The 25553-nt window shown below is 68.9% G+C and carries 27 protein-coding genes; 14 read left to right on the plus strand and 13 right to left on the minus strand.

The window, feature by feature from the left end; translation table 11 throughout:
* The first annotated feature begins 10 nt into the window (after positions 1–10).
* Together ACGFI6_RS21940 and ACGFI6_RS21945 are read left to right on the plus strand one after the other, a co-directional pair.
* Entirely contained in the window at positions 11–238 is a 228-nt protein-coding gene (locus ACGFI6_RS21940; protein ID WP_393121206.1) for a DUF3107 domain-containing protein, read from the plus strand.
* A 145-nt stretch (positions 239–383) separates the two neighbouring features.
* Complete coding sequence (locus ACGFI6_RS21945) at positions 384–665, plus strand: GlsB/YeaQ/YmgE family stress response membrane protein (RefSeq protein ID WP_393121207.1); 282 nt, start codon at positions 384–386, stop codon at positions 663–665.
* Positions 666–740: 75 nt separating this feature from the next.
* Here ACGFI6_RS21945 and ACGFI6_RS21950 read toward each other — a convergent pair whose 3' ends face one another.
* On the minus strand, positions 741–1421 hold the full coding sequence (locus tag ACGFI6_RS21950; protein ID WP_393121209.1) for a ferritin-like fold-containing protein: 681 nt from the start codon (positions 1419–1421) through the stop codon (positions 741–743).
* Between the two features lie 321 nt (positions 1422–1742).
* On the opposite strand from ACGFI6_RS21950, the gene ACGFI6_RS21955 reads away from it, so the two are divergent.
* Both ACGFI6_RS21955 and ACGFI6_RS21960 read left to right on the plus strand, forming a co-directional pair.
* Positions 1743–4229, plus strand: a complete 2487-nt coding sequence (locus tag ACGFI6_RS21955; RefSeq protein ID WP_393121211.1) for a DEAD/DEAH box helicase — start codon at positions 1743–1745, stop codon at positions 4227–4229.
* Between the two features lie 85 nt (positions 4230–4314).
* Positions 4315–5232, plus strand: coding sequence for a DUF4349 domain-containing protein (locus ACGFI6_RS21960; RefSeq protein ID WP_393121213.1), 918 nt, complete (start codon positions 4315–4317; stop codon positions 5230–5232).
* Here the strand turns inward: ACGFI6_RS21960 and ACGFI6_RS21965 are convergent.
* Positions 5226–5978, minus strand: coding sequence for a ParA family protein (locus ACGFI6_RS21965; protein WP_393121215.1), 753 nt, complete (start codon positions 5976–5978; stop codon positions 5226–5228). The two genes, ACGFI6_RS21960 and ACGFI6_RS21965, sit on opposite strands and share 7 nt — an antisense overlap.
* A 149-nt stretch (positions 5979–6127) precedes the next feature.
* Between ACGFI6_RS21965 and ACGFI6_RS21970 the strand changes: the two genes are divergently transcribed.
* From ACGFI6_RS21970 to ACGFI6_RS21980, 3 genes are read left to right on the plus strand one after another with little or no spacing between them, the layout of a single operon-like run.
* Entirely contained in the window at positions 6128–7006 is an 879-nt protein-coding gene (locus tag ACGFI6_RS21970; protein ID WP_393121217.1) for an alpha/beta fold hydrolase, read from the plus strand.
* 7 nt (positions 7007–7013) lie between these two features.
* Positions 7014–8894 carry a beta-L-arabinofuranosidase domain-containing protein gene (locus ACGFI6_RS21975; protein WP_393121219.1) on the plus strand — a complete coding sequence of 627 codons (1881 nt, stop codon included), beginning with the start codon at positions 7014–7016 and terminating at the stop codon, positions 8892–8894.
* Complete coding sequence (locus ACGFI6_RS21980) at positions 8894–11269, plus strand: alpha-L-rhamnosidase C-terminal domain-containing protein (protein ID WP_393121221.1); 2376 nt, start codon at positions 8894–8896, stop codon at positions 11267–11269. The genes ACGFI6_RS21975 and ACGFI6_RS21980 overlap by 1 nt, the downstream gene beginning before the upstream one ends.
* Before the next feature lie 10 nt (positions 11270–11279).
* Here the strand turns inward: ACGFI6_RS21980 and ACGFI6_RS21985 are convergent, their stop codons facing one another.
* Both ACGFI6_RS21985 and ACGFI6_RS21990 read right to left on the minus strand, forming a co-directional pair.
* On the minus strand, positions 11280–12287 hold the full coding sequence (locus ACGFI6_RS21985) for a hypothetical protein (RefSeq protein WP_393121223.1): 1008 nt from the start codon (positions 12285–12287) through the stop codon (positions 11280–11282).
* Positions 12284–12808, minus strand: coding sequence for an RNA polymerase sigma factor (locus ACGFI6_RS21990; protein WP_393121224.1), 525 nt, complete (start codon positions 12806–12808; stop codon positions 12284–12286). Before ACGFI6_RS21990 ends, ACGFI6_RS21985 begins: the two co-directional genes overlap by 4 nt.
* A gap of 186 nt (positions 12809–12994) precedes the next feature.
* Here ACGFI6_RS21990 and ACGFI6_RS21995 point away from each other — a divergent pair, with 186 nt between their 5' ends.
* The 3 genes from ACGFI6_RS21995 (at position 12995) to ACGFI6_RS22005 (ending at position 14436) form a co-directional block, all read left to right on the plus strand.
* Complete coding sequence (locus ACGFI6_RS21995; protein WP_393121226.1) at positions 12995–13789, plus strand: hypothetical protein; 795 nt, start codon at positions 12995–12997, stop codon at positions 13787–13789.
* The gene (locus ACGFI6_RS22000; protein ID WP_393121228.1) at positions 13786–14100 is read left to right on the plus strand and encodes a hypothetical protein; all 315 of its coding nucleotides are present in this window, start codon (positions 13786–13788) and stop codon (positions 14098–14100) included. Before ACGFI6_RS21995 ends, ACGFI6_RS22000 begins: the two co-directional genes overlap by 4 nt.
* Positions 14101–14202: 102 nt before the next feature.
* Entirely contained in the window at positions 14203–14436 is a 234-nt protein-coding gene (locus ACGFI6_RS22005) for a hypothetical protein (RefSeq protein WP_393121230.1), read from the plus strand.
* 724 nt (positions 14437–15160) lie between these two features.
* Here ACGFI6_RS22005 and ACGFI6_RS22010 read toward each other — a convergent pair.
* The 7 genes from ACGFI6_RS22010 to ACGFI6_RS22040 all read right to left on the minus strand — a co-directional run bounded on the left by ACGFI6_RS22010 (position 15161) and on the right by ACGFI6_RS22040 (position 21289).
* The gene (locus ACGFI6_RS22010) at positions 15161–16117 is read right to left on the minus strand and encodes an ATP-binding cassette domain-containing protein (RefSeq protein WP_393121232.1); all 957 of its coding nucleotides are present in this window, start codon (positions 16115–16117) and stop codon (positions 15161–15163) included.
* Between the two features lie 5 nt (positions 16118–16122).
* Positions 16123–16938 carry an ABC transporter permease gene (locus ACGFI6_RS22015; protein WP_393121234.1) on the minus strand — a complete coding sequence of 272 codons (816 nt, stop codon included), beginning with the start codon at positions 16936–16938 and terminating at the stop codon, positions 16123–16125.
* The gene (locus tag ACGFI6_RS22020) at positions 16931–17728 is read right to left on the minus strand and encodes an ABC transporter permease (RefSeq protein WP_393121236.1); all 798 of its coding nucleotides are present in this window, start codon (positions 17726–17728) and stop codon (positions 16931–16933) included. The genes ACGFI6_RS22015 and ACGFI6_RS22020 overlap by 8 nt, the downstream gene beginning before the upstream one ends.
* 254 nt (positions 17729–17982) lie before the next feature.
* Positions 17983–18822 carry an alpha/beta fold hydrolase gene (locus ACGFI6_RS22025; protein ID WP_393121238.1) on the minus strand — a complete coding sequence of 280 codons (840 nt, stop codon included), beginning with the start codon at positions 18820–18822 and terminating at the stop codon, positions 17983–17985.
* 87 nt (positions 18823–18909) lie between these two features.
* Entirely contained in the window at positions 18910–19791 is an 882-nt protein-coding gene (locus tag ACGFI6_RS22030) for a RecB family exonuclease (RefSeq protein WP_393121240.1), read from the minus strand.
* Positions 19792–19793: 2 nt separating this feature from the next.
* Positions 19794–20411, minus strand: a complete 618-nt coding sequence (locus tag ACGFI6_RS22035; protein WP_393121242.1) for a MarC family protein — start codon at positions 20409–20411, stop codon at positions 19794–19796.
* Positions 20408–21289, minus strand: coding sequence for a PHP domain-containing protein (locus ACGFI6_RS22040; RefSeq protein ID WP_393121295.1), 882 nt, complete (start codon positions 21287–21289; stop codon positions 20408–20410). Before ACGFI6_RS22040 ends, ACGFI6_RS22035 begins: the two co-directional genes overlap by 4 nt.
* A gap of 104 nt (positions 21290–21393) precedes the next feature.
* Here ACGFI6_RS22040 and ACGFI6_RS22045 point away from each other — a divergent pair, with 104 nt between their 5' ends.
* The gene (locus tag ACGFI6_RS22045; RefSeq protein ID WP_393121245.1) at positions 21394–21789 is read left to right on the plus strand and encodes an NUDIX domain-containing protein; all 396 of its coding nucleotides are present in this window, start codon (positions 21394–21396) and stop codon (positions 21787–21789) included.
* 14 nt (positions 21790–21803) lie between these two features.
* On the opposite strand, the gene ACGFI6_RS22050 is transcribed toward ACGFI6_RS22045, so the two are convergent.
* Positions 21804–22493, minus strand: a complete 690-nt coding sequence (locus ACGFI6_RS22050) for a helix-turn-helix domain-containing protein (RefSeq protein ID WP_393121247.1) — start codon at positions 22491–22493, stop codon at positions 21804–21806.
* 87 nt (positions 22494–22580) lie between these two features.
* Between ACGFI6_RS22050 and ACGFI6_RS22055 the strand changes: the two genes are divergently transcribed.
* Positions 22581–23390, plus strand: coding sequence for an NAD(P)H-binding protein (locus tag ACGFI6_RS22055; RefSeq protein WP_393121249.1), 810 nt, complete (start codon positions 22581–22583; stop codon positions 23388–23390).
* 17 nt (positions 23391–23407) lie between these two features.
* The gene (locus ACGFI6_RS22060; RefSeq protein WP_393121251.1) at positions 23408–24151 is read left to right on the plus strand and encodes a GNAT family N-acetyltransferase; all 744 of its coding nucleotides are present in this window, start codon (positions 23408–23410) and stop codon (positions 24149–24151) included.
* On the opposite strand, the gene ACGFI6_RS22065 is transcribed toward ACGFI6_RS22060, so the two are convergent.
* The gene (locus tag ACGFI6_RS22065; RefSeq protein WP_393121253.1) at positions 24133–24558 is read right to left on the minus strand and encodes a DUF4267 domain-containing protein; all 426 of its coding nucleotides are present in this window, start codon (positions 24556–24558) and stop codon (positions 24133–24135) included. The two genes, ACGFI6_RS22060 and ACGFI6_RS22065, sit on opposite strands and share 19 nt — an antisense overlap.
* A 119-nt stretch (positions 24559–24677) precedes the next feature.
* Here ACGFI6_RS22065 and ACGFI6_RS22070 point away from each other — a divergent pair, with 119 nt between their 5' ends.
* The gene (locus ACGFI6_RS22070; RefSeq protein WP_393121254.1) at positions 24678–25274 is read left to right on the plus strand and encodes a TetR/AcrR family transcriptional regulator; all 597 of its coding nucleotides are present in this window, start codon (positions 24678–24680) and stop codon (positions 25272–25274) included.
* The last annotated feature ends 279 nt before the right edge of the window (positions 25275–25553 follow it).

The raw sequence follows: 25553 nt of genomic DNA on the forward strand, positions 1-25553 counted from the left end.
GGAGGGTTTCGTGGAGGTCAAGATCGGCGTACAGCACGCCAATCGTGAGTTGGTTCTGGAGAGCGACCAGAGCCCGGAAGAGGTCCAGCAGCTGGTCGCGGACGCACTCAGCGGGAAGACGGGTCTGCTCGAGCTGACCGACGACAAGGGCCGCCGGGTGCTGGTGCCGGCCGATCGGCTCGCGTACGTCGAGATCGGCGAGGTTTCGGCGCGCAAGGTCGGCTTCGGCGCGATCTGATCGCATTCCGGACACAGTCGCGCGTGTCCGGGTTGCAGCGGGGCGCTCAGGGGGCACGATTGCGGTGAGACCTGCGTCAGTACTGGTCTGGTTGTCACGGGGCACCTGACCAGGCGCAGGCCACCACCCCTTTCGAGGAGGAACCGTGGGTTACTGGATCTGGATGATCATCGTCAGCCTCATCGCGGGCATCATCTTCGGGCCACTGGCCCGGCTGGTGCTCCCCGGCAAGCAGAACATCAGCCTCGGGTGGACCATCCTGGGCGGCGGCATCGGCGCCTTCATCGGTGGCCTGATCGCGAAACTGCTCGGTGTCAAGGACACGTCCGGCCCGGACTGGATCCAGTACCTGATCCAGATCATCTGCGCCGCGATCGTCGTCGCGATCATCGCCTCCCGCAACAACAGCAAGACCAAAGCCGCCTGACCCGAGGCACAACCAAACGGCCGCCACCCCACCCGGGGCAGGCGGCCGTTGCCATCTCCGCGGCCGCGGGAGGGGTCAGGCTTGCAGGCCGAGGGCGGTCATGCGGGCGGTGTGGGCCTCGGTGAGACGGGTGAACATCCGGCCGATCGCGGCCAGGTCCAGGCCGGGGCGGTCGACACTGCCGGCGAGCAGCGCGGCCAGCGAGTCACGGTCGGCGGCGATGCGCTGCGCCTGGCTCAGCGCCTCGCCGACCAGGCGGCGGCCCCACAGCGCGAGCCGGCCGCCGAGCTTCGGGTCCTCGTCGATCGCGGCCCGGACCCGGTCCACCACGAACTCCGCCTGCCCGGAGTCCGCGAACACCTCCAGCACCAGCGCCCGAGTCTCCGCGTCCACGAACGACGCGATCTCCCGGTAGAAGTCGTTGGCCAGCCCGTCCCCGACGTACGCCTTGACCAGGCCCTCGAGCCAGTCCGACGGAGCGGTGTGGTCGTGGAACGCGTCCAGCGGCGTGACGAACGGCTCCATCGCGTCCATCGGGTCCACCCCGAGCTGCACCAGGCGGTCCCGGAGCTGCCGGAAGTGCCCGAACTCGGTGGTCGCCAGCGCCGCCAGCTCCGCCTTGTCGTTCAGCGTCGGCGCCAGCTTGGCGTCCTCCGCCATCCGCTCGAACGCGGTCAGCTCGCCGTACGCGAGCACACCCAGCAGATCCACCGCCGCGGCCCGGTAGGCGGGATCATCAAAGGCCGTCTGCTCCATGCCCGGCACCCTATCGGGCTACGCCCGGCAGGGAGTGGAAATGCACCGAAGAGAAAGCTGGTCGGGAGAGGTGCCCGGCACCCTGCCGAACGCGCGGAACCGTGGCGCAGGCCACACGAAGCGGCGTTGACAGCTGCTGCGGTTACACTGGTGAGCGATTCGCCGGTGACGCGCCCAGATGGGCAAGCTGGTGCGAGGTGCTTGCACAGTGTCCCCGCGCCTCACGATCGGGGCTTTCTGCCCCAGGCGCCCGGCCACTGAGCATCTGTCCGCACAAGCATGTGAGAGGCGATCAGCCTGACCACCTTCCGAGAGCTCGGGGTGCTCCCCGAGATCTGTGACGCGCTCGACAGCGTCAACATCGTCGAACCCTTCCCGATCCAGGAGATGACCCTCCCGGTGGCCCTGATGGGCACCGATCTGATCGGCCAGGCCCGTACCGGCACCGGCAAGACGCTCGGCTTCGGCATCCCGTTGCTGCAGCGCACGATCGCGCCGCACGAGGCCGACTACGCCGAGCTGGTCGCGCCCGGCAAGCCGCAGGCCCTGGTCGTCACTCCCACCCGGGAGCTGACCATCCAGGTCGCCAAGGACCTCCAGACCGCGTCGACCGTGCGCGCCGTACGGATCCTGACCATCTACGGCGGGGTCGCGTACGAGCCGCAGCTGGACGCGCTGAAGACCGGCGTCGACGTCGTCGTCGGTACGCCCGGACGCCTGCTCGACCTGGCCAACCGCGGCGTCCTCGACCTCGGCCACATCAAGGTCCTGGTCCTCGACGAGGCCGACGAGATGCTCGACCTGGGCTTCCTGCCCGACGTCGAGCGGATCCTCCGCAAGACGCCCGAGCTGCGCCAGACCATGTTGTTCTCGGCAACCATGCCGTCCGCGGTGATCGGGCTCGCCCGCACCCACATGCGGCACCCGCTGAACATCCGCGCGGAGTCCCACGAGGACACCGAGATGGTGCCGACCACGGCCCAGTTCGTCTACCGCGCGCACGACCTGGACAAGCCCGAGGTGGTCGCCCGGATCCTGCAGGCCGAGGACCGCGGCCGGGTGATGATCTTCTGCAGGACAAAGCGCGAGGCGTCCCGGCTGACCGACGACCTGCAGGACCGTGGGTTCAAGGCCGCCGCGATCCACGGTGACCTGAACCAGCAGGCCCGGGAGCGGGCGCTGACCCGGTTCCGCGGCGACAAGGTCGACGTACTGGTCTGCACCGACGTGGCCGCCCGGGGAATCGATGTCGAGGGCGTCACGCACGTCATCAACAACACCTGCCCCGAGGACGAGAAGACCTACATCCACCGGATCGGCCGGACCGGACGCGCGGGGGCGAGCGGTATCGCCGTCACCTTCGTCGACTGGCCCGACGTGACCCGGTGGAAGGTGATCAACAAGGCGCTCGACCTGCCGTACGAAGACCCGCAGGAGATCTACTCGACGTCGCCGGAGCTGTACCACGACCTCGGCATCCCGAGCGGCGCGAAGGGCCGGATCCGGGGAGCCCGCGACCCGAAGGACACCCGCGAGGCACGCGAGCCCCGCGACTCCCGCGGCCGCCGCGACCGGACGGATCGTTCGGAGCGGTCCGAGCGTTCGGATCGTGGTGAGCGGTCAGCGCGATCGGATCGTACTGAGCGGAGCGATCGTTCGGAGCGGTCGGATCGTTCGGCGAGGACGGATCGGCCGGAGCGTACTGAGAGGTCGGAGCGTTCTGAGCGGCCGGTGGGTGACGGCGAGCGGTCGGGGCGGAGCCGGAAGCGGAACCGGTCCCGGAAGCGTACGCGGGCGGGACAGCCGGTCGAGGAGTTCGCCGACGTCACCACCAAGACCGAGGTGCCGGTCGCGACCGAGGTCGCCGAGCAGGCTCCCGAGCGGAAGCCGCGTAAGCGCAACCGCGGACGCGGTACCCGCGACCAGCAGGCCGCAACAACGTCAACCACCGCAGCCGAGGCACCCCAGGCCACGGCACCTCAGGCCACGGCGCCTCAGGCCACAGCACCCCACTTCACAGCACCCCAGTCCGAGGCACCCGCCGCTAAGGCAGCTGTTGCCGAGGCGCCGGTTGCTGAGGCGCCGGTTGCTGAGGCTGCTGTTGTTGAGGGGCCGGTCGCCAAGGCGGCTGCTGCTGAGGTGACGGCTGAGAAGCCGGCCAAGCGCACCCGGACCCGCAAGACCGCCGCCACGAAGGCGGAGCCGACCGCCGAGGCGGCCCCGGTTGCTGCTGAGGCGCCGGTGAAGAAGGCGGCCAAGCGGGCGCAGAAGGTAGCGCAACCGCAGGCGTCGCAGCCGGAGGTGGTTGCTGCACCTGAGGTGAAGGCGGCTGCGCCCAAGAAGGCTGCACCGAAGAAGGCCGCGGCCAAGAAGGCTCCTGCCAAGAAGGCTGTGGCTGAGAAGGCTGTCGCGAAGAAGGCTCCCGCGAAGAAGGCTCCTGCCAAGAAGGCGGTGGCCGAGAAGGCCGTCGCCAAGAAGGCTCCCGCCAAGAAAGCCGTAGCCGAGAAGGCCGTCGCCAAGAAGGCTCCCGCCAAGAAAGCCGTAGCCGAGAAGGCCGTGGCCAAGAAGGCTCCCGCCAAGAAAGCCGTAGCCGAGAAGGCGGTGGCCGAGAAGGCGGTGGCCGAGAAGGCGGTGGCCGAGAAGGCCGTCACCAAGAAGGCGCCCGCCAAGAAAGCCGTAGCCGAGAAGGCTGTCGCCAAGAAGGCTCCCGCGAAGAAGGCCGTGGCGAAGAAGGCTCCGGTCAAGAAGGCTCCTGCTAAGAAGGCTGCGGCTAAGAAGGCTGCGCCGTTGTTCAGTGCGCCGGAGTGAACGTTTCCTAATGGTGATCTGACGCTGCAACACCCAGCCCCACGTGGGCCGTCCTAGGACGAAACCACGAGAGAGGGGCTGGGTGATGGGGCGGATCAGAGGGGTAACAGCCGTCGCGGCCGTGCTGGGGGTCATGGTGCTGGCCGGCTGCGGAGCGTCCGGCAACGATCACGCGAGCAGCGGGGACGCGCGGGCCGCGAAGCAGGACTCGGGTGAGTCGGCGGCGAACGCGAAGCCGCAGGCACCGGCGCAGGGCAAGTCCGCCGGGACCGGCCAGGTCCAGCCGGAGATCACGCGAGCGATCATCAAGACCGGCTCACTGTCCGTCGAGGGCGACGACGTGTCGGGCATGCGCCAGAAGGCCGTCACCGCGATTGCCGCCCTGGACGGTCAGGTCGCCTCCGAGGACACCGGCAGCGACTCCGACGGCAGGATCACCCGGTCGAACCTCGTTCTGAAGGTCCCGACCAAGTCTTTCGAGGACGCGATCCAGCGGCTCTCGGACCTCGGCAAACGCCTGCAGATCCACCAGGAGTCGACCGACGTCAGCGAACAGGTCGTGGACGTCGCGAGCCGGATCGAGTCGCAGCGAGCCAGCCTGGACCGGATGCGCGCGCTGATGGCCAAGGCGAACTCGATCGGCGACATCGTCTCGGTGGAGAGCGAACTGACCCGCCGCGAGGCGGACCTCGAGTCCCTGCTGGCCAAGCAGAAGAACCTCGCGCAGCAGACCGAACTCGCGACGCTCACCCTGACGCTGAGCGAGACGGGAAAGCCGCCCGTACAGACGGAAACCCATCAGGACAAGGGCTTCCTGGCGGGCCTGAAGGGCGGCTGGCATGCGTTCAGCGCGACCTTCTCCGCCATCGCTACCGCGGTCGGCGCACTGCTGCCGTTCCTCGTGCTGCTCGCGATCATCGGCGTACCGCTGTGGCGCTTCCGGCACAAGCTCCGCCGTCAGCCGGTGCAGCTTCCGCCGACCGCCCCGAGCAGCGGTCAGTGACGGAGGGCGCCGGCCAACGCCCGGTACGCCTTCGCACCGGGCGAGGCCGGCGCCGTACTGAGCACGGTCTCGCCGATCGCCGGCGCCTCCGCGAACCGGATCGACTTCGGAATCGCCGGCTGCAGTACGTCCAGTGAGTAGGTTTCCGCGATCGTTTCCAGGACGGCGCGGGCATGCGTCGTACGTCCGTCGTACAGCGTCGGAAGCACGCCCAGTACTTGCAGACCGGGGTTCGCCAGCTGCTGTACGTCGTGCACCGTGTCGAGTAGTTGCCCTACGCCACGATGCGCCAACGTCTCGCACTGCAAGGGAATCAGGACGTCGGAGGCCGCGGACAGCCCGTTGACGGTGAGCAGGCCAAGCGTCGGCGGGCAGTCCACGATGATCCAGTCGTACGACGCGTTCAGCGGCCGCAGCGCGGTGCGCAGTACCTGCTCCGGGCCGCTCTCCCGGGCCAACTGCACCTCCGCGGTCGCCAGCGCGATCGTCGCGGGCAGCAGGTCCGGGGCGTCGTCGAACTCGATCAGTACGTCGCGTGCGCGGACCCCGCCGAGCAGGACGTGGTGGACAGACTTGTCCAGCTCCTCGGGGTCGATGCCGACGGAGAACGTCAGGCAGGCCTGTGGGTCCAGGTCGACGAGCAGCACCCGTTCACCGAGCTCGGCGAGGGCTGCGCCGAGGGTGGCGACGGTGGTCGTCTTGGCCACGCCGCCCTTCTGATTGGCGACCGCGAGAGTGCGAGGCACCCGGCCATTGTGCCGCACCACGGAACGCCCCGCGCACCGCGTACCGAAGGACGGGTAGTGGTCCCGGCGCCCGGCGCCGGATCCGCGTGGCTCGACGCGCGACGCGGGTCTGCGGGCAACCAGTACCCGTTCGTCGGTACGCTCTACCTGTGAGTACGCCGCGTACGTTGACGCTGCCCGACGGGGTCCGCCTGGAGACCCTCGAGACCGAGCGGGGCCCGTTCGCCACGCTGACCGCAGTACCGTCGATCGGTACGCCGCTGGGCACGGTGCTGCTGGTGCCGGGCTGGACGGGCAGCAAGGAGGACTTCACTCCCCTGGTCGACCACCTCTGCCGCTACGGGTGGCGGACGGTGGCCGTCGACCAGCGCGGGCAGTACGAGACCGCGGGCCCGTCCGACAAGTCGGCGTACTCGCTGGCGGAGTTGGGCGCGGACGTGGTCGCGATGAGCAAGGCGCTCGGCGGCTACAGCCAGCTGGTCGGGCACTCGTTCGGTGGGCTCGTGGCGCGTGAGGCCGTACTGACGGATCCGTCCGTGTTCTCCACGATCAGCCTGCTCTGCTCGGGTCCGGCTGCGTTCACGGACGAGGCGACGCTGCAGAGCCTGCAGATGCTCGCGTTCGGCCTGGAGAACCTGCCGATCGAGCAGGTGTACGACCTGAAGCTCGAGCACGACCGCAAGGCTCCCGGGTACGCCGCTCCGGCCGAGGACGTTGCCGCCTTCCTGCGTAAGCGGTTCACCAGCAACGTACCCACCAGCCTGGCTGAGATCACCCGCCGGCTGACGGATGCCGAGGACCGTACGGACGAGCTGGCCAAGGCCGGCGTACGGACGCAGGTGCTGCACGGAGCCACCGACGACGGCTGGCCGCTCCCCGTGCAGCGGGCGATGGCCGCAGGGCTGGGCGTCGAGGCAGAGGTCATCCCGGACGCCGGTCACTCCCCCGCGATCGACCAGCCCGCGAAGACGGCTCGTCTGCTCGTCGACTTCTTCCACGACCGTTCGAGCTTCGTCGACCTGGTTTGATGCCGGGGTGACTTCCGTCGACGTACCGGACATGCCAGGCACGGCCCGTTACGCGGAGCTGCCGCTGGGCGCGATCGAACCGCGCGGCTGGCTGGAGCGGCAGCTGCGGCTGCAGGCCGACAACATCACTGGGCGGCTCCCCGAGCTCTGGGAGGACGTCAGCGCACGGAGCGGCTGGCTGGGAGGCCAGGGCGAGTCGTGGGAACGCGGGCCGTATTACCTCGACGGGCTCGTCCCACTGGGCCACGTGCTGCACGACGCCGGCCTGATCAAGCAGGCCGAGCCGTGGATCGAGTGGATGCTCGCGTCGCAGCGCCCGGACGGGATGTTCGGACCCGCCGGCAACAACGACTGGTGGCCGCGGATGGTCGCGCTCAAGGTGCTCACCCAGCACGCCGACGCGACCGGCGACGAGCGCGTGGCGGACCTCATCAGCCGGTACGCCGAGCACCAGTTGCGCGAGCTGCACCAACGACCGCTCCGCGACTGGGGCCAGGCACGGGGCGCCGAGAACGCTCTGTCGATCTGGTGGCTGTACGACCGGCGGCCTGACCCGCGACTGCGCGAACTGGCCGCCGTACTGCAGCAACAAACGACGGACTGGCGGCACTTCCTCGGTGCGGGCTTGCCGAAGGGCAAGGTGACCCGCTTCTCGCACCCGGCGCACGGGCCGAACGTCGCCATGGCCCTGCGCTCCGAGGCGGTCTGGTACCTGAACGACGCGCAGGCCGATCGTGCTGAGCGCGCCCGCGAGCAGCTCGACCAGGTGCTCGCGCTGCACGGGCAGGCGCACGGCTGGTTCTCGGGGGATGAGTGGCTGGGTGGCCGCGCCGCGACCCAAGGTCTCGAGACCTGTCAGGTGGTCGAGTCGATGTTCACCGCGTCGACCAACCTGCGAGTGTTCGGCGACACGGCGTGGGGCGACGACCTGGAGTTGCTCGCGTTCAACCACCTGCCGGCGAGCTCGGACCCGGAGCTGCGTGCACATCAGTACCTCCAGCAGGCGAACCAGATCGCCGCGTCGGTCGATCGCCGCGCATGGTCGTACTCGACCGACGACGCCAACATCTTCGGGCTGGAGCCGCACTTCGGCTGCTGCACCGCGAACCTGCATCAGGGCTGGCCGAAGTACGTCCGCTCGTTGTGGCTGGCCGACGACGCCGGACTCGTCGCGATGTCGTACGCACCGTGTCACGTGCGGGCCGAACTCGGCGGTGTACCGGTCATGCTCGACGTCGAGACGGGTTATCCGTTCGAGGAGACCGCGCGGATCAGCGTCGGTGTGGCGGGCAGCGGGGTCGCGTCCGGAACGCTGGCGTTCCGGATCCCGCGCTGGTGCGTGGCGCCTGACATCTCCGTTAACGGTACGGCGGTGCCGGGCGCGCCGGAGTACGTCAGGATCGACCGGAGCTGGCAGGACGGCGACGTTGTGACGGTGCGGTTGCCGCAGGAAGTACGGACGTCTTCGCGGGAGAACGGTGCGGTGTCGATCGGCGTGGGGCCGCTGGTGATGGTCAGTACGCCCGGTGAGAACTGGTTCCCGATTCCAGAGGCGCCCGGTCTGGGCGAATGGCACGTTCATCCGCGCAACAACTGGAACATCGGCGTGGTGGTCGACGGTCCGCGCGGGCGGTCGAGCTGGCAGGTGCATCGCGGGGCGGTACCGGACGTCCCGTTCCATCGCAGCTCCACCGCGGTCGGGGTCGAGGTGACCGGCGGGCAGATCCCTGGCTGGAACCGCGACGGTGCTGACTCGGCTCCTCCGCCGGCTGCTCCGGACGACAGTTGGGTCGTGATCGAGCCGCATCGACTGGTTCCGTACGGGACGGCGCGGCTGCGCATCACTGAACTGCCGGTGCTTGCGGAACAACCTAGAGGGACTGACTGATGACGATGGTCGATGGCGATCCGTTCGTGGGGCAGGCGCGGTGGGTGCGGGCGGAGTCAAGCGGTGAGGTCGCTGGGTTCCGGCTGCGGGTGGAGTGCGCGGGGGCGACTGAGGTCGACGTACATGTGTCTGCCGACGAGCGGTACGAGTTGTGGCTCGACGGTGAGCTTGTCGGGCGTGGTCCGTCGCGGGGTGAGGTCGCGCACTGGTCGTTCGAGACCCACCGGCTGCGGCTGGCGGCCGGTGGGCACTGGTTCGCTGCACGGGTGTGGAGCCTTGGGGACGAGGCGCCGCTGGCGCAGCTGAGTCTTGGTGATGGTCCTACCTTCTTGCTGGCCGCAGAGTCTGTCTCTGGGGACGCGGTGGAGCTGGATACGGGTACGGCGGATTGGCGGGCGGCTGCGCTGCCTGGGCACGGTCTGTTGCCGAAGGGCGATGGGTACGGGTGCGGTGCGCGGCACGTCAGCGACGGCCGTACGTTCCCGTGGGGCTGGCAGACCGGCCAGGACAACCTCAACTGGCCGGCCGCCGCAGCCGGCGCTCGCGCTGGTACGGGGCGGTCGTTGGTGCCGGGGCGGTTGCCTGCGCCTGCTGAGCGTTGGGCCTCCGGGGCTCGGGTACGTCACGTTGCACAGCATCCGGCGGGTGAACGTACGCGCGACCGCGTCGTGGATGCGGCCGACCACCTGGGCGACGAGGCCGCCGACTGGCAACGCCTGCTGGACGGCACGCCGCTGGTCGTGCCGCCGCAGACCTGCCGCCGGGTGCTGATCGACCTCGACCAGTACGTGTGCGCGTACCCCTTCCTCGACCTCGACAGCGGACGCGACGCCGAGGTCCGGGTGCACTGGCAAGAGTCCCTGTACGAGACAGAACCCCAAGCAGGCAAGGGACATCGCGACGTCGTCCAAGGCAAACTCTTCGGCCGCCCGGGCCTCGAAGAGGACGGCATCGGCGACCTCTTCATCGCAGGCGGCGGTCAGGAACAGCACAGCACCCTGTGGTGGCAGTCCGGCCGGTACGTCGAGGTCCTCGTCACCACGGCGAGCGAACCACTCACGATCAGCGGGCTGCGCTTCCGCGAGACCCACTACCCGTACGAGGACCGCAGCCGCTTCACCGCGAGCGACCCGCGGCTCGCACAGGTCGGTCAACTCGCGTTCCGCACCCTTCAGGCCTGCAGCCACGAGACGACCATGGACTGCCCGTACTACGAGCAGCTCCAGTACGCGGGCGACACCAGGCTGCAGTGCCTGATCGCGTACGCGACCACCGGAGACGACGCGCTTGCCCGGCAGGCCCTGCGCGCCTTCGCCCACAGCCAGGGAGACGACGGCCTCGTCCAGTCTCGTACGCCGGCGCGGCAGTCGTCCCCGATCCCGCCGTTCACGCTGTGGTGGGTCGCGATGGTGCACGACTTCGCGCTGTGGCGCGGCGACCTGGAGTTCGTCAGCGAGCTGATGCCGGCCGTCCGCGCTGCGCTCGACGCACACCGCCGTACCGTCGACGAGCACGGGATCTTCCACGCGCTGCACGGCTGGAACTTCACCGATTGGGTGCCGGGCTGGGACGCCGGCGTACCGCCCGGGATCGTGCAGGACGGCGAGGTACACCCCGACTGGCCCGGTCCGGGTACCGGTGTGTCGGCGGTGCTGCAGCTGCAGTTGGCACTAGTCGCTCGGCAGGCCGCTGACCTGGAGTCCTGGGTCGGCTCGTCCGATGCGGCCGCACAGAACTCGCAGCTGGCGGACCGGCTGCTCGAGGCGGCCGACGGTGCCTTCTACGACGCGGACCGCGGGCTGTACGCCGACAACCTCGAGCACACCGCGTTCAGCGAGCACTCGCAATCGCTAGCAGTGCTCGCAGGCGCGAAGTACGGCGAGACAGCGCTGAGGACGACGCTCCAGACGCTGCTAGCACCGATAGAAGAGCTAGCGTCGATAGAAGAGCTAGCGCCGGTAGAGGGTCTAGCGCCGATAGAGGGACGAGCGGGGCTAGCGCGGACCACGGTGTACTTCGATCACTACCTGTTCGAGGCGCTGCAGCGGATCGGGCGGAGCGACGTACTGCTTGAGCGGCTCGGGCTCTGGTACGGCCTGCTGGATCGGGGGCTGCGTACCGTCATCGAGCATCCCGAGCCGACGCGTAGCGACTGCCACGCGTGGGGTGCGCATCCGCTGTACCACTACGTTGCGACGCTGCTCGGCGTACGCCCAACGGAGCCCGGGATGAGCGCAGTCACCGTCACACCACAGCTCGGCGGTCTTGAGTGGGCGCAGGGATCCGTGCCGACTCCGTACGGCCCGCTGCAGGTCCGGGCTGAAGCGGGCAAAGCGCCTGGAGTGACTGCGCCACAGGAGATCGTCGTACGCTGAGCGACCCGGGTCAGTGGAGGGGCCGGATCGCCACGTTGAGGTTCAGGTCCTCCAGGCCCACCGGTGTCAGGGCGTTCTTCAGCGCGTCGTCGTACACGAGCGCCTGGACGGTCAGCTTGTCGCCCGCGGTCCCACCACCGCCGTACACACCGAGGCCGTTCGGGATGAGGCTCATCACCTCGTTCGCCTTGCGGTTCAATTCGGTCTCGCTGTACTTGGCCTGGTGAACGCAGAGGTTGCCGCTGTACACCCTCTCGAAGTCGCGCTGGAACGCGGCGAGATCACCGTGCGCGACGCCGATCGTGAACACCTCAGGCGCGCCGGGTACGCGGCCCTTCGGAAACAGCCACTCCGGGGAGCCGGCCTGATTCTCGTGGGCGGTGAGGAACTTGCTCACCGCGGCCTTGTCGATCACGTTCGGAGCGGTCGACCACCCGCCTGCAGGGGGTTGGCAGGGCACCTCGTCCGGCGGCAGTCTCAGCTCGGCGGTCGTGGAACGAACCTCCGGCACCGCCTGCGTACGCACGTCGATCGTGCGACCGTTCCAGCTGCCCGTCACCGTCATGGCACCGGCGGCTCCGGTGAAGTTCTTCAGGTTCACCCGGTACTGCGTCGGGCAGTCGAAGGTCTGCGGCTCGGCGCCGGTCGTGCGCATGGGCATCGGATGCGGCAACGGGGGGCAGAACACCGGATCCTTGCCCGCCTCGACGATGACGTAGCCGGTCGCCGTCACTTCGTCGCCGTCGTGGACCAGCAGGTCGGCGTACGGAGCTTGGTTGCCGTTGGCAAATGTCTGCGGCTGCGTCGAGGTCGGAGGCTTGGCGCCGGGCAGTACGGCGATGACGCCGGCTGCGACCGCTGCCACGCTGGCCGCGGCGAGTGCCGGCACCCAGCGGCGAGGTTTGCGGCCGCCGCTCGCCAGGTACTCGAGGTCGGGCTCCGGCGGCGGATCCTGGTCGGCCCGCCAGCGCGCACCGGCCCGGGTGAGCAGGTCGTCAACTTCGTCCACAGGGTTCATTCGGTGACCTCGAGCAGTGTGCGGAGCCGGGCGCGAGCATCCGAGAGAGTGGATTTGACGGTGCCTTCGGAGCAGCCCATGACGGCGGCCGTCTCGGCGACGGACAGGTCCGCGAAGTAGTAGCAGTCGACCGCGAGCCGCTGCCGCGACGACAGCGACATGATCGCCTGGTCGACATCCATCCGGGCATCGAGATCGGGTCTCGGCCCTGGTACGTCGACGTCGAACAACGAGCCGCCGGCCGGGCGCATCCGGCGTACCGCCTTGCGTGCCTGGTCCGCCGTGATCGCGAGCAGCCAGGCCGACGGCGTACCGCGAGTCGCGTCGTACTGCGACCGCTTGGTCCAGGCCCGCGCGAGCGCCTCCTGCACCACGTCGTCCCGATCCGCCCCCACCGCCAGCCGCCCCGCCAGCCGCGACATCGCCACCAGATGCGGCCGAACCCACGCCACGAACCCAGGCCCGTCCCCCGGCGGCGGCCCCTGCACCCCCACCACCGGCTCACCCGTCATCGTCGGCATACCTTCTCTACCCCCGATCAGCCCCATCCGGTTGGGTCCCTACCCGCACACAACGACCCCACCACCCCAACGTCACCACCCCCACCCATTCCGTAACCCACTCGAGTTATCCACAGATCCGAAAACCCACCCCACAACCCACCCCAAACTCCCTACCGTCGAAGAACGACAGTCCAGGGAGACCACATGCCGCCCACCCCCAACCCCCAAACCCTCCACCAAGCCCTAACCACCACCCACCCCCTCAACTGGGGCGCCCTACCGACCACCACCGAACTAACCCACCGCCACGGGGCGAAAGCAACCCGGGCGAGCCTCAAACTCCTGGAACAGGCTGCCGCCGCCGAGCCGACCGTGACCAGCCAGTTCCTCGAGTCCCTCCCATCAGGCACCATCCCCTACCAACTCGACCACCGAGTGAAGTCCCCAGACTCCCTAGCCCGCAAGGTGGCAGATTGGGAGGCGACCAAGAATCCCTTGCCGATCGACGACGTACTGCGGTACACGGTCCTGACAGAGTCCCCTGACGATCTGGTCGCCGCCGCTCGCCGGACCGCCGACTCGCTCAGCGGCCACGGTTGGCAGGTCTACTACGCGATGCATTCGTACACCGAGGGCTCGCGGTACAAAGGCATCCACGCGAACCTCGTCGTCCCGGGGTCTCCCGGCGTCGAGGTGCAGATCCACTCGGTCGCCTCCGCCAACGTCAAGGAGCTCACGACCTCGTGGTATGCGATCGAACGCAGCGCCACCGCGTCGGCGGACGAGCGGACCGAGGCCAGGCAGCAATGCATCGAGGCCTCAGCCACACTGGACGTTCCTCGAGGCATTGCCGGGCTGACACACTTGGGTGGCAGGCGTGTCGCGGTCAACAACTACAGTGACTCCCGGAGAGCGGCCGAGGAGCACGCAAAGTCCCAGGTGCCGGGGCGCTCCTCACGGCCCACAAACCTCGACCGGAACGGTGGGATCACACGATGAAGCTTTACCTGGTGAGGGACCTCGAGGGCGGGGCTGTGTGGGTGGCTGCGCTGGCGCACGAGACTATGTATGCGTACGTGGCGAACACCGGCAAGTTTCATGACAACAATGCCTTGCGCAACGACTTCTACATGGACCGGCGCTTCACCTACGAGCCGATCGGCGCGGCCGAGGCGCGGCGCTGGATCGCCGAGGACCTCGGCATGCTCAACGACACCGACCACCCCAATGCCCTCGCCAAGTGGCGCGCCGACCCGAGCCCACTGACACCGGCCGACGTATTCTCCATGGCCGCTGGCTCCAACGAGTAACTTGCGGATGGTGTGACGTACGTAATGAAGCTCTACTTGATGAGAGCGGACGAGCGGCTGGTGTGAGTGGCGGCGGTGGCACATGAGCATATGTACTCGTACGTGGCTAACACGGGGAAGTTCCACGACAACAATGCCCTGCGCAACGACTACTACATGGAACGCGCCTTCAGCTACGAACCGATCAGGACGGCTGAGGCACGCCGACTGATCAAGCAGGGTGTCGGGACGCTTGACGAAGTTGACCACTCGGAGGCCCTCGACGAGTGGCGCGCCGACCCCAAAGCGATCGACCCCGCGGACCTCCTGTCCATGGCCGCCGGGTCCAACGAGTAGCTCGACGCGGCTGTTGCTGCACCACCGACCCGCGCCACGCACCCACGCGCCCAACTAAAACCCGCCCACGCCACACGCGCCACCCGACCTGCGGTCCGTCCGCCGAGTCGTGGCGACTGGCGGCCCCCTGCCCCGCTGAGCCGTGGATTTCGGCTCCCGACACGCCGCCCCCACCAACCAAGATCCACGACTCGGCGAGCGGGACATTGGAGGCCGGCGCGGCCGAGGCGGGGCGGTCCGAACCCGGTGATGCCGGCCGACCTTGTCCATGGCGGCCGGGTTCGATGAGTGAGGGATGCGATGACGCGGTTGTCACGGCGAAGGATGCGGGCGCCGTGCTGTGACTGGCGGGGTTGGCCGCGCTGGTTGTGGGTTGGCGGGGTGGTGTGACGAGGGGCGGACCCACCGGCTCAGAGGTCCACCGCTGAGATGGTGGCCTGTCCGCCCGATGCGGGCGCTCGGGCAGGGTCGCGAAGCGCGCTGAGAACGGGCGGGAGCGTGCGGTGCGGAAACCGCGGCGGCGCCGTCGGGCGGAGCGGCGTGCCGGAACCGGGGCGCGGCGGTCGGGACCCGGGGTGCCGGGACCGGGGCGCGGCGGTCGGCCGGGGACGTGTGGGGTCACGGATAGGCGCCACCATTCCGTACGACTCTGATTTCGACGGCATCAGCGCACTTGCGGTGCGTCTAGGGCTCCGAGGGGCGAGTGTGGGTGGGGCGGGCGGGGCTAGGGGTGGGGGGTGGGGGTGTAGAGCTGGGTGATGATGGATTCGATGGTGGGTTCGGAGACTGAGAGGTCTACCAGGGGGTAGTTGGCTGCTATTTCGGCCAGCAAAGGGGCGGCGCTGGTGGTGGTGGGGAAGGTCAGGTGCTGGCGGGGGCCGTCTACCTTGACGACTGTGGCGCCGGTTACCTCGATAGGAGGTACGGAGCTGGCCAGGTCGACGACCAGGGTGCGCGGGGCGGACTGGCTGGCGCGGAGTTGGGGGAGAGTGCCGTCGAAGATCTGGTGGCCGTGGTCGATGACCATGACGCGGGTGCAGAGGGCTTCGATGTCGTCAAGGTCGTGGGTGGTGAGGATGATCGTCGTACGGCGCTCCGCGTTCACCTGCGCCAGGAACTCACGTAGCCGCGCCTTGCTGATCACGTCCAGCCCGATCGTCGGCTCGTCGAGGTAGACGATCTCCGGGTCGTGCAGCAGGGCCGCCGCGATGTCGCCGCGCATCCGCTGGCCCAAGGACAGCTGCCGTACCGGGACGTCGAGCAGGTCTCCGAGGTCGAGCAGTTCGACGAAGGTCGCGAGGTTCTCCCGGTGCCGGGCGATCGGCACGCCGTACATCTTCTGCAGCACGGCGAACGAGTCACGAAGCGGCAGGTCCCACCACAAGGTCGTACGTTGCCCGAACACCACCCCGATCCGCTTGGCCAGCTTCAGCCGCTGCCGCGACGGATCGACGCCGGCGACCCGGATCGATCCGCCGGACGGGACGAGGATGCCGGTCAGCATCTTGATCGTGGTGGACTTCCCGGCGCCGTTCGGGCCGATGTAGCCCATCACCTCGCCGGGTTCGACGGTGAACGACATCCCGTCGACCGCCAGCACCTCCCGGCGAGTACGGCGCAATCCGGATCGCGACGTGACGGTGAACGCCCGCGACACGTCCTCCAACTCGATAACAGGCATGACTTTCAGCTCCCTGTACTGCGATAGCGACGAAGACCGCCCCGCCACGCCAGCGCTGCCAGCGCGACCATCAGCACCGCGACGAGCGGCGACAGCAGGCCGATCCAGGACGGCAACCCGAGCGGGGCAGGCTTCCCCAGTACGTAGAGCACCGGGTAATAGTTGACAAAGGCAATCGGTACGACGAACGTGACGGCCCGGACGATCTGCTGACCGAAGATCGCCAGCGGGTACTGCGTCATCGTCTGGCCGCCGTACGTGAACGAGTTGGCCAGCTCCGCGGAGTCCGTCGAGATGAACTGGAACGCCGCGCCGAGCACGAAGATCGCGCCGAAGATCACCGACCCGGCGATCATCGACACCACCAGCATCATGCCGCGGGCAACGGTCCAGTCGACGTCGAGCCGGGTGAGCGCGACCACCAGCACGGTCGTGGCCTGTACCGGCCGGCCGATCCGCCGCAGGGCGAATCCGTCCGCCGCGGCCTGCAGGAACGAGGGCACCGGCCGGATCAGGTACGCGTCGAACGCGCCGGTCCGGATCCGTTGCCCGACCTGCTCGATCGATCCCGTGAACAGGTCCGCGATCCCGAGTGTCATCGAGGCCGTTGCGTACAGCAACGCCATCTCCGCCAGCGAGAATCCGCCGAACGACGAGACGTGACTGAACATCAGTACGATCGCGACGAAGTCCATCACGGTCAGCACCATCGAGCCGAACAGCATCAGTACGAACGACAACGGGTACGCCATCGACGACCGGATCCACATCGTGATCAGCATCCAGTACTGCGACGGTGCCTGGAGCAATCGATCAACCACCTTGGATCACCACCTTCCGAGTCGCGACCGAGGTGACGAGTTGCGCGCCGAGCAGCAGCACCGCGAGCCAGCCGAGCTGGAACAGCAGCGCAGCGCCGGTCCCGCCCGGGTTCCGGCCGAGCCAGATGTCGATCGGGACCTGCATCGTGGCGGCCCACGGCGTCGCCCGCGCGAAGTCCCCGATCCAGCCCGGGAACACGACGAGCGGCAGGACCATCCCGGAGAAGAACGTCGACAGCAGCAGCGCCACCTGCTCCGTGCCGCGCGTGTCGGTGATCCAGAACCCGGACAGCGCCACCAGGTACCGGATGCCGAAGCTGACCATGACCGCCAGGAAAATCCCGGCGGCGACCGCGAGCCAGGCCAGCGGCGATGAAGGGTACTTGAGGTCGAACACCAACTCCCCCGCGATCAGCGGAATCCCACCGCGCACGAGCAACTGGAACAGCGCCCGCCCGAGGTCGACCGACAGCCACCACAGCAGCAACTGCGTCGGACGGTACAGATCCACCGCGATCTCGCCGCTGCGGACCCGCTCCCCCAGCTCCCCGGTGGTCGTGGAGCCCCAGATCCCGACGGGCATCAGCAACCCTTGCTGCAACCACACGAACGTCAACGCGTCCGCGGCGTCGTACCCACCGAGGCCGGGCCGTTCGTGCCACAGCGTCAGGTAGATGCCGCACATGATGAACCCGAAGACCGAGTTCGTGAACGCACCTGACGCCGTCGCGATCCGGTACGTCGAGAATCGCCGGAAGGACCGTACGGCGATCGCCCAGTAGACACCCACCACTACCTCCTCTCGAAACTCAGGCGATGTCCGAGAACGGCTGCGACAGCACAGCGGCACGCAGAACCGCCCCGGTTCTGGAATGACCCGGGGGTTCGGACACCACTGTGAAGGCATGGATCAACCACGCCGATTGTCAAAGGCAGAAGAGGGACGCTACGCCGATCATCGAGCGGCCGTCAACACAAATAACCGGTCCGGGCGCGGGACCCCTCAGACCCGCGCCCGGACCGGTGTCCGGAAACCTCCAGAACCTACACGGCATCCGTCTTCAGCAGATGCGCCAGGTGCGTCGCGAACGGAGCCGGCTGGCTGGAGTACCCACCGTGGCCGCCTGGGAACATCACCACCGGCCAGCCGAGGTGGTCCGCGAGGACCTCGACCGGTCGGCCCGGCAGGTTCGCGTACGACTCCAGGCCGGCCGCCGGTACGACGCGTTCGGCGACCCGCTGCAGCGCGGCCAGGTCCGGCACATAGCGGGTGAACGGCAACAGTTTGTGCTCGTAGAAGTTCGCGGCATTCGACTGCATCCGCTCGGCGAGCTCACGGTACTCGGGCAGCAGATCCTCCATCGGCGGCATCGCGTCGCCGTCCCTGCCGGTGCCCATCATGAACACCACGTCGGCGGCGGTCAGCCCGTCCTCGCGGTAGGTGGTGTGCACCTCCTCGAAGAACGCGCGCGCGTCGGCGGCGTCCGCGAGAACCTCGGTGCACGGCGGTTCGTGCACAACCAGCATCCGGACCCGGTCCGGGTGCCTGGTGATCAGCTCGAGGCCGGTGATCGCGCCGGAGCTGGTTCCGAAGACGTACGCGGGCTCGTCACCACCGACCGCATCGATCACGGCCAGCGCGTCGAGGGCCGACTGCGCGACCGACTCGTCCGCCGCCGCGCCGTCATACCTGCTCCGCGAGTTGCCGCGCGGGTCGTACGTCACGACCGTGTACTCCGCCGCGAGCTGGCCGACGATCCCGGAAAACACCCCGGCGTCGGCTCCGTCGCCGGCGATCAGCAGCAGCACCGGCCCCGAGCCGGCAACCTCGTAGTGCAGCGTTGCCCCCGGCACCGCCAGTTTGTTGATCGTCTTCGCACCCATCAGGCGAGCCCCTTTCATCCACCCTCAGGGTTCACCCACCCGCTGGCACCACGCGCACACGGCGCTGACATGCGGTGAGTGGGGGCCTCAGCCTGCCTCGGCGACGGGCGGCTGGTCGGGCTCCTCCAGCGCGGACCAGGGGTCTCGGGTGGGTGCCTCGCGGCGGCCTTGGGGGCAGATCTTGGCGAAGTCGCACCAGCCGCACAGCGGTGACGGCTCCGGCGGGAACGCCTCGTCGGCCTCCGCGGGCGTCAGTCCGGCGGCCCAGCGCTTCTCGGCCGCGGCCGCGTCGTCGGCCATTGCCTCCGCGCGCTTCTGGTGCCGGCCGAGCGACGCCTCGTCGTGGTCCGCGGCGGCGATCGTGTTGGTCGGCAGGTGATGTAGCTCGACCCGCGTACACGGCTTGTGCAGTACGCGGCGCGCGCCCAGCACGTACAGGGCCATCGCCAGCGAGGAGCGTGCGTCGACCGGTGTCAGCGGCCGGCGGCCGGTCTTGTAGTCGACGATCGCCAGCTCGGTCCCATCGCTCCCGTCGCGGGCCGGCCGCTCGTCGATCCGGTCCACCCGCCCGCGCAGCGAGGCCCGCTCGGTGGTGAAGGCGACGGTACGTTCCACACCGCGCGGCTCGTAGTACGGATCGGAGTCCCGCAGGTAGCCGAGCACCATCTCGGTCGACCGGTCGCGCCAGTCCAGCGACTGCTGCTCGTCGCGGAAACCTTCGCTGCGCCAGCTCGAGCGCATCTTCGCGACCACTTCGTCCGGCGTACGGCGGGCGGCGGGCCAGCGCCCGAAGAAGTCCGCGAGCACCTCGTGGACGATCGCACCGACCGTGTTGTGCGCCCACGGCGGACCCTTCGGCGGGCGCGGCGTCTCGAGGTAGGTGTAGCGATACTTCCGCTTGCAGTCCGCGAACGTCAGCAGCTTCGTCGGCGTCGCCACGAACAGCCGGGTGGGCATTCCAGGAAGCACGATCAACCCGCCTTGATGAAGTCGCGGACGGCACCGGCGACCAACTGCACGGCGATCGCGCTCAGCAGCAGGCCGGCGATCCGGGTGATGAGCAGGACGCCGTTCTCCCCCAGGATCCGCATGATCACGCCGGAGAACCGCAGCGTCAGCCACATCACCAGGTGGATCGCGACGATCCCGGCCGAGATCGCGACCACGTCCGGCAGCGATCCGTTGGCGCGCTGGACGAAGACCATCGTGGCGACGATCGCGCCCGGGCCGGCGAGCAGCGGCGTACCGAGCGGGACGAAGGCGATGTTCACATTCTTGGTCTGGACCGGGTCCTCGGCGGTGTCGGTGAGCAGCTGCAGCGCGATCAGCAGGAGCAGCAGGCCGCCCGCGCACTGGAGCGCCGGGAGCGTGATGCCGAGGTGGTGCAGGATCTGCTGGCCGAACGCCGCGAACACCACGATCACGCCGAACGCGACCAGTACCGCCTGCCACGCGGCCTTCTTCCGGACCGCGCGGGACTGGCCCGCGGTCAGCGAGATGAACAGCGGCACGGTGCCGGGCGGGTCCATGATCACGAAGAGCGTGACGAAGACCGAGCTGAACAGGCCGGCGTTGATGACGCTGCTCACGGCAGGTAGGCCTCGGGAACAGCAGCGTCGGAGGCGGCGGCGTTGGTCTTGGCGACCTCGAGCAGCCGGTCGAGCTGCTCCGGCTCCGTGGAGTTCACCCCCAGGTCGTGGTCGATCTTGCCGAGGCCGTGGTGGTCGCTGGAGCCGGTGTAGATGATGCCGAGGTTCCGCGCGATCGCGCGCAGCGCGTCCCGGGACTGCGGCGAGTGGTCCTGGTGGTCGACCTCGATCCCGGCCAGCCCGTGGTCGTGGACCATCCGGCCGATGGTGTCCTCGGTCATCACCTTGTGGCTCGACCGGCCCCACGGGTGCGCGATCACCGGAACGCCGCCCGCCTCGCGGACCAGGTCGATCGCGTGGCCCGGATCGAGCGCGTAGTGCGAGACGTGCCCGGCGCGGCCGTCCGCCAGGTACTTGTCGAACGCCTCGGTCCGGTTCGCCACGGTGCCGTTCGCGACCAGGGCGTCGGCGACGTGCGGCCGGCCGACCGAGGGCGTACCGGTCGCCTGGGCCAGCACCTCGTCAACGGTCAGCGGCACGCCGATGCTGTTCAGCCGGGCGACGATCGCCGGGATCCGGTCCGTACGGCCCTCGCGGACGATCCGCAGGTCGTCGGCGAGCGGTGCGTACGACGGGTCGGGCAGGTAGCCGAGCAGATGGACGCTGATCCCGTCCAGCTTGCAGGAGATCTCCAGGCCGGGGAGAAAACCGATCCCGGCCTCCTCCGCGGCCAGCCGGCCCTCCACCCAGCCGTCGGCGGTGTCGTGGTCGGTGAGCGCGATCACGTCGAGCCCGGCCTGCTGCGCATGCCTGACCAGAACGGCCGGTGTATCTGTGCCGTCCGAACGGTTCGAGTGGGTGTGCAGGTCGATGCGCACGAGCTGGCCTTGTCCCTTCGCCGGGTCCACTGTCACCGCTGATGGTATCGGCGTTCACCTTCCGGACCTGATAGTTATGCACACAAGCCCTATCCTTCCGGTGCATGGAGCGCGTCGACTGTGTGGGTGCACTGGTGTACGACGAGCAGCACCGGCTTCTCGTCGTCCGTCGGCTGAACGAGCCCGGACGGGGTTTGTGGTCGATTCCGGGCGGCAAGGTCGAGCCCGGCGAGGACGATCAGACCGCGGTGGCGCGGGAGGTCGCGGAGGAGACCGGGCTGACCGTTGTGGTCGGCGGTCTCGTCGGTGAGGTCGAACGGCCGGGTCCGCGCGGCCGGTTGTACGTGATCCGTGACTACGAGGCAACGGCCGTCGGCGGCACGCTCACAGCCGGTGACGACGCCTCGGACGCGCGCTTCGTGACGCGCACGGAGATCGCCAACCTCCCGACTGCCTCACTCCTCGTGTCCACGTTGGAGCAGTGGAACGCACTGCCCTAACAAGTCGCGCTGCCCTAACAAGTACTGAGCGGGACGTTGCCGGCCGCGTACGCCTTCGGTGTGACGTGCATGAGCGAGCGGAAGTCCGCGATCAGGTGCGACTGGTCGGCGTACCCGGCGTACGCCGCGGTCTCGGCCCAGGAGTTCCGTTCTTCTCCGATCACACTGCGTACGCGGGCGATGCGGGCGAAGTGCTTGGGCGACACGCCGACCGTCTGCCGGAACACGCGCCGCAGGTACCGCTCGCTGACCCCGAGCCGCGCGGCCGTCTCGTCCACCCGCCGGGTCCTGAGGTCTGCGACGGCGTGATCGACCAACTCCAGTCGCCCGGCGAGCCGCAGGGGCAATCGATTGAGCAGGAAGTCGCCGACCAGTTCCACGGCCTCCTCGGGCCGGTCGCGACAGGTGACGAGTTGTTCAGCGAGGACGCGCGCCGACGGGCCGCATAGGTCCTCGAGCGGGACGGTCCGGTCGAGGATTTCGCCGGCGAGCGGGAGTGTTCCAGGGCGGATCCGGAGGCGTACACAGACCGGGAGTTCCTTCGTGGCGTGGTACGAGGCCGTCGTGCGCGGTCCCGCGACCAGTACGTCGCTCTCGCCCGCGGGAGTCATCCGCCAGACCACCGTGGCCGCGGGGTCGGGCGGGAGGATCGTGACCGGCGTGGCGGCCGGTCTCAGGGTGACGTTCTCGATCCACGGGTGCACGCTGCCGAGCGTAGCCAGCACAGGACTCGTTTCTGTAGTACCGAAAGTTCCTATCCGATGGCGGCCGCGGACGATCAAGGTGGCCGGATGATTCTGGTTACGGGTGCGACCGGCACCATTGGCAGTGAGCTCGTCCGGCAACTGACTGCGCGCGACGTCCCGGTGCGCGGGATGACCCGGCGGGCGATTCCAGGCTTGATGCACGGGGATTTCGACGACCTCGAGTCGTTGCGGAAGGCAATCGACGGGGTGCGGGAGGTCTTCCTGCTGAGTGCTCCCGGGCCGCAGTTGCCGGCCCACGACCGGGCGCTGGTGGCGGCCGCGCTGCAGGGCGGCGTGGAGAAGATCGTGAAGTTGTCGGCGATCGGCAGTACGGACGAAGGGATGCCCGGGAACTGGCATGCAGCCGGCGAACGCGCCGTACGGGAGAGCGGATTGGCATGGACGATCCTGCGGCCGTCCGGGTTCGCGTCGAACGCGCTGCGATGGCTTCCCGCGATCCGCGGTGGGCAGCCGATCCCGAACCAGACGGGAGCCGGGCGGCACGCGTTCGTGGATCCGCGGGACGTGGCGGCGGTTGCCGTGGAGGCATTGCTCTCGGACCGGCACGGGCAGACGTACACGTTGACGGGGCCTGAGCTGTTGAGCGTTCCGGAGCAGGTCGCTGTGTTGTCTGACGTACTCAGATCGGCGCTGACTGTGGTCGACGTACCGCTGGATGTCTACGCGGAACAGCTGCGGGCTAGTGGGCTGGACGAGGCGGTGGTGTCGGTCGCTCTGCGCGGCGCGGAGCTGGTTCGGTCCGGTGCCGCGGAGACGATGACGGACGACATCGCGCAGCTCCTCGGACGGCCGGCGGCGACGTTCGGGGAATGGGCTCGCGCAGCGTTCCGGTGATCGGCCAGACTGCCTTGATGGACGTCGTACGGGCGATCGAGGACAACCTGGCCGAGTTGCTGATGGCGATGGGCGCCGCCGGCGGTGGGGCGCAGCGGGACGACGAGCGGGCGCGATGGACGATCGGTGGTTCGCCGCTCGACTATCACAACGCCGTCGTGCACGCCGCCGATATGGGCGTGGTCGCGGAATCCCTTGCAGAGTTGCGGAAACACGGCGTACCTGGGACCTGGCACATCGGGCCGTCCCTGCAGATCGACCGTACGGCGCTGACGGCGGCCGGGTTCGTGGCGGACGGCGCGGAGCCGGGGATGGCGGTACCAATCCCGGACCTGGTAGCGCCTGCGGCCGTACCGGGGCTGTCGATCACGCGGGTCGAGGACGACGAGGCGCTGGCAGTGTGGGAGGCGACGCTCGGGCAGGGATTCGGCGAGGGCGAGCGGGAGGCGCGGTGGGTCGCGTCGACGTACCGGACGCTCGGGTACGGCGATCCGTGGCGGCATTACGTCGGGCGGCTCGACGGGCGACCCGTCTCGACGGCGACCGTGTTCCTCGGTGCGGGCGTCGCCGGGCTGTACTTCGTGATGACGGTCCCGGAGGCGCGTCGGCGCGGGATCGGGGCGGCGACCACGTACGACGTACTGCACGCGGTTGAGGCGGAGTACGCCGTACTGGGATCGTCGTCGGCCGGGCGGCCCGTGTACGAGAGGCTCGGGTTCCGCGAGTACTGCACGATCGACTGCTACGCGTGGGCCGGCTGAACGTCCTTCTCGACTGTCGCGTTGCGCAGGCTCTTGCTCGTACGAAACAGCAGGAACGCGTCGAACAGCATCACGACCGCCGTCAGCCCGTGCACGCCCAGCGCGGTCGCGACCGGGCCGTTGTGGGTGAGAACGGTGATCATGTCGACGATCGGGATCACTGCGGTGATCGCCATCAGGATGCCCGTCGCGCGCCGCTGACCGAGCGCGAACAGGGCCAGCAGGTTGAGCCCGATGACGATGTCGCGGATGCCCTTCACCGCGAAGTACCCGGCGGCGACACCGGTCGGCCACGGATCGATCCCGAAGTTCGTCGCCGCACTCGCCCCGGCGAACAGGAACTCGGAACCGAACGTGAGCGGGAAGATCCCGAGCAGGATGGTCAGAACGGTGGCGAAGCGGCGCATCGCAGTACTCCTTGAACTAGTGACGATCTAGCAGCGCCAGAAAATCTAGCACCGCTAATCTTGCTAGCGATGCTAACCCGAGCATCGCTAGATTGTCTAGCAGTGCTAAGATCCGGACTATGCCGACTCAGTCACGCCGGGAGCGGGTCCGCGAGGAGCGCCGCGACCTGATCCTGCGCACCGCCCGCGAGCTCGCCGAATCCGAGGGCTGGGACGCCGTCACCACCCGCCGCCTGGCCGAGGAGGTCGACTACAGCCAGCCCGTCCTCTACGGCCACTTCAAGAACATGAACGCCATCGTGGACGCCGTAGCAATCGAAGGCATCGAAGAACTGACCAGGATCCTCGGCGCTGCACGGCGGAGGGCTCCGGATGCAGTCGCGGGGTTGCACGCACTCGCGCGGGCGTACCTCGACTACGCCTCCCACCACCCGGCCGTTTACGAGGCGGTCTTCGTCCGGCCGACCGACCTCGCGTTCGCGAGCGTCGACAGCCCGTTGCTGCTGAAGAGCGCCTTCGCCGAGATCCAGGCCGGCGTCGAGCCGTTCGCGGGCGCCGACGACCCGGAGACCCTGACCGAGGTGTTCTGGAGCGCTCTGCACGGCCAAGCAACCCTCAACCACGGCTCCCGCCTCCGCCCCAACCACCGCCGGCCCCGCGTCGACCTCCTCATCGCCCGTCTTTCCGGAAACAATTCGTCACCCAGCGCGGACTAAGTTCCGAAAAGTCCCGGCGCCCGCGGCCCGCCGGCGCGGGGCGCGCGTCGCCCCCTCAGCTCCCTTTCCGGAAACAATTCGCCGCCCTGTGCGAACTAAGTTCCGGAAAGGTCCGGTGCACCTGGCGCACGGCGGCCGGAGGGGTGGCGGGTCGGGGTGGTGGGTCGGGGTGGTGGGTCGGGGTGGCGGGTCGGGGTGGCGGGTCGGGGTGGCGGGTCGGGGTGGCGGGTCGGGGTGGCGTCGCGGGGGGGCGGGACGAGGAGGCGTGACGGGTAGGCG

It is taken from the genome of Kribbella sp. NPDC048928 (assembly GCF_043197975.1).
Classification (GTDB): domain Bacteria; phylum Actinomycetota; class Actinomycetes; order Propionibacteriales; family Kribbellaceae; genus Kribbella.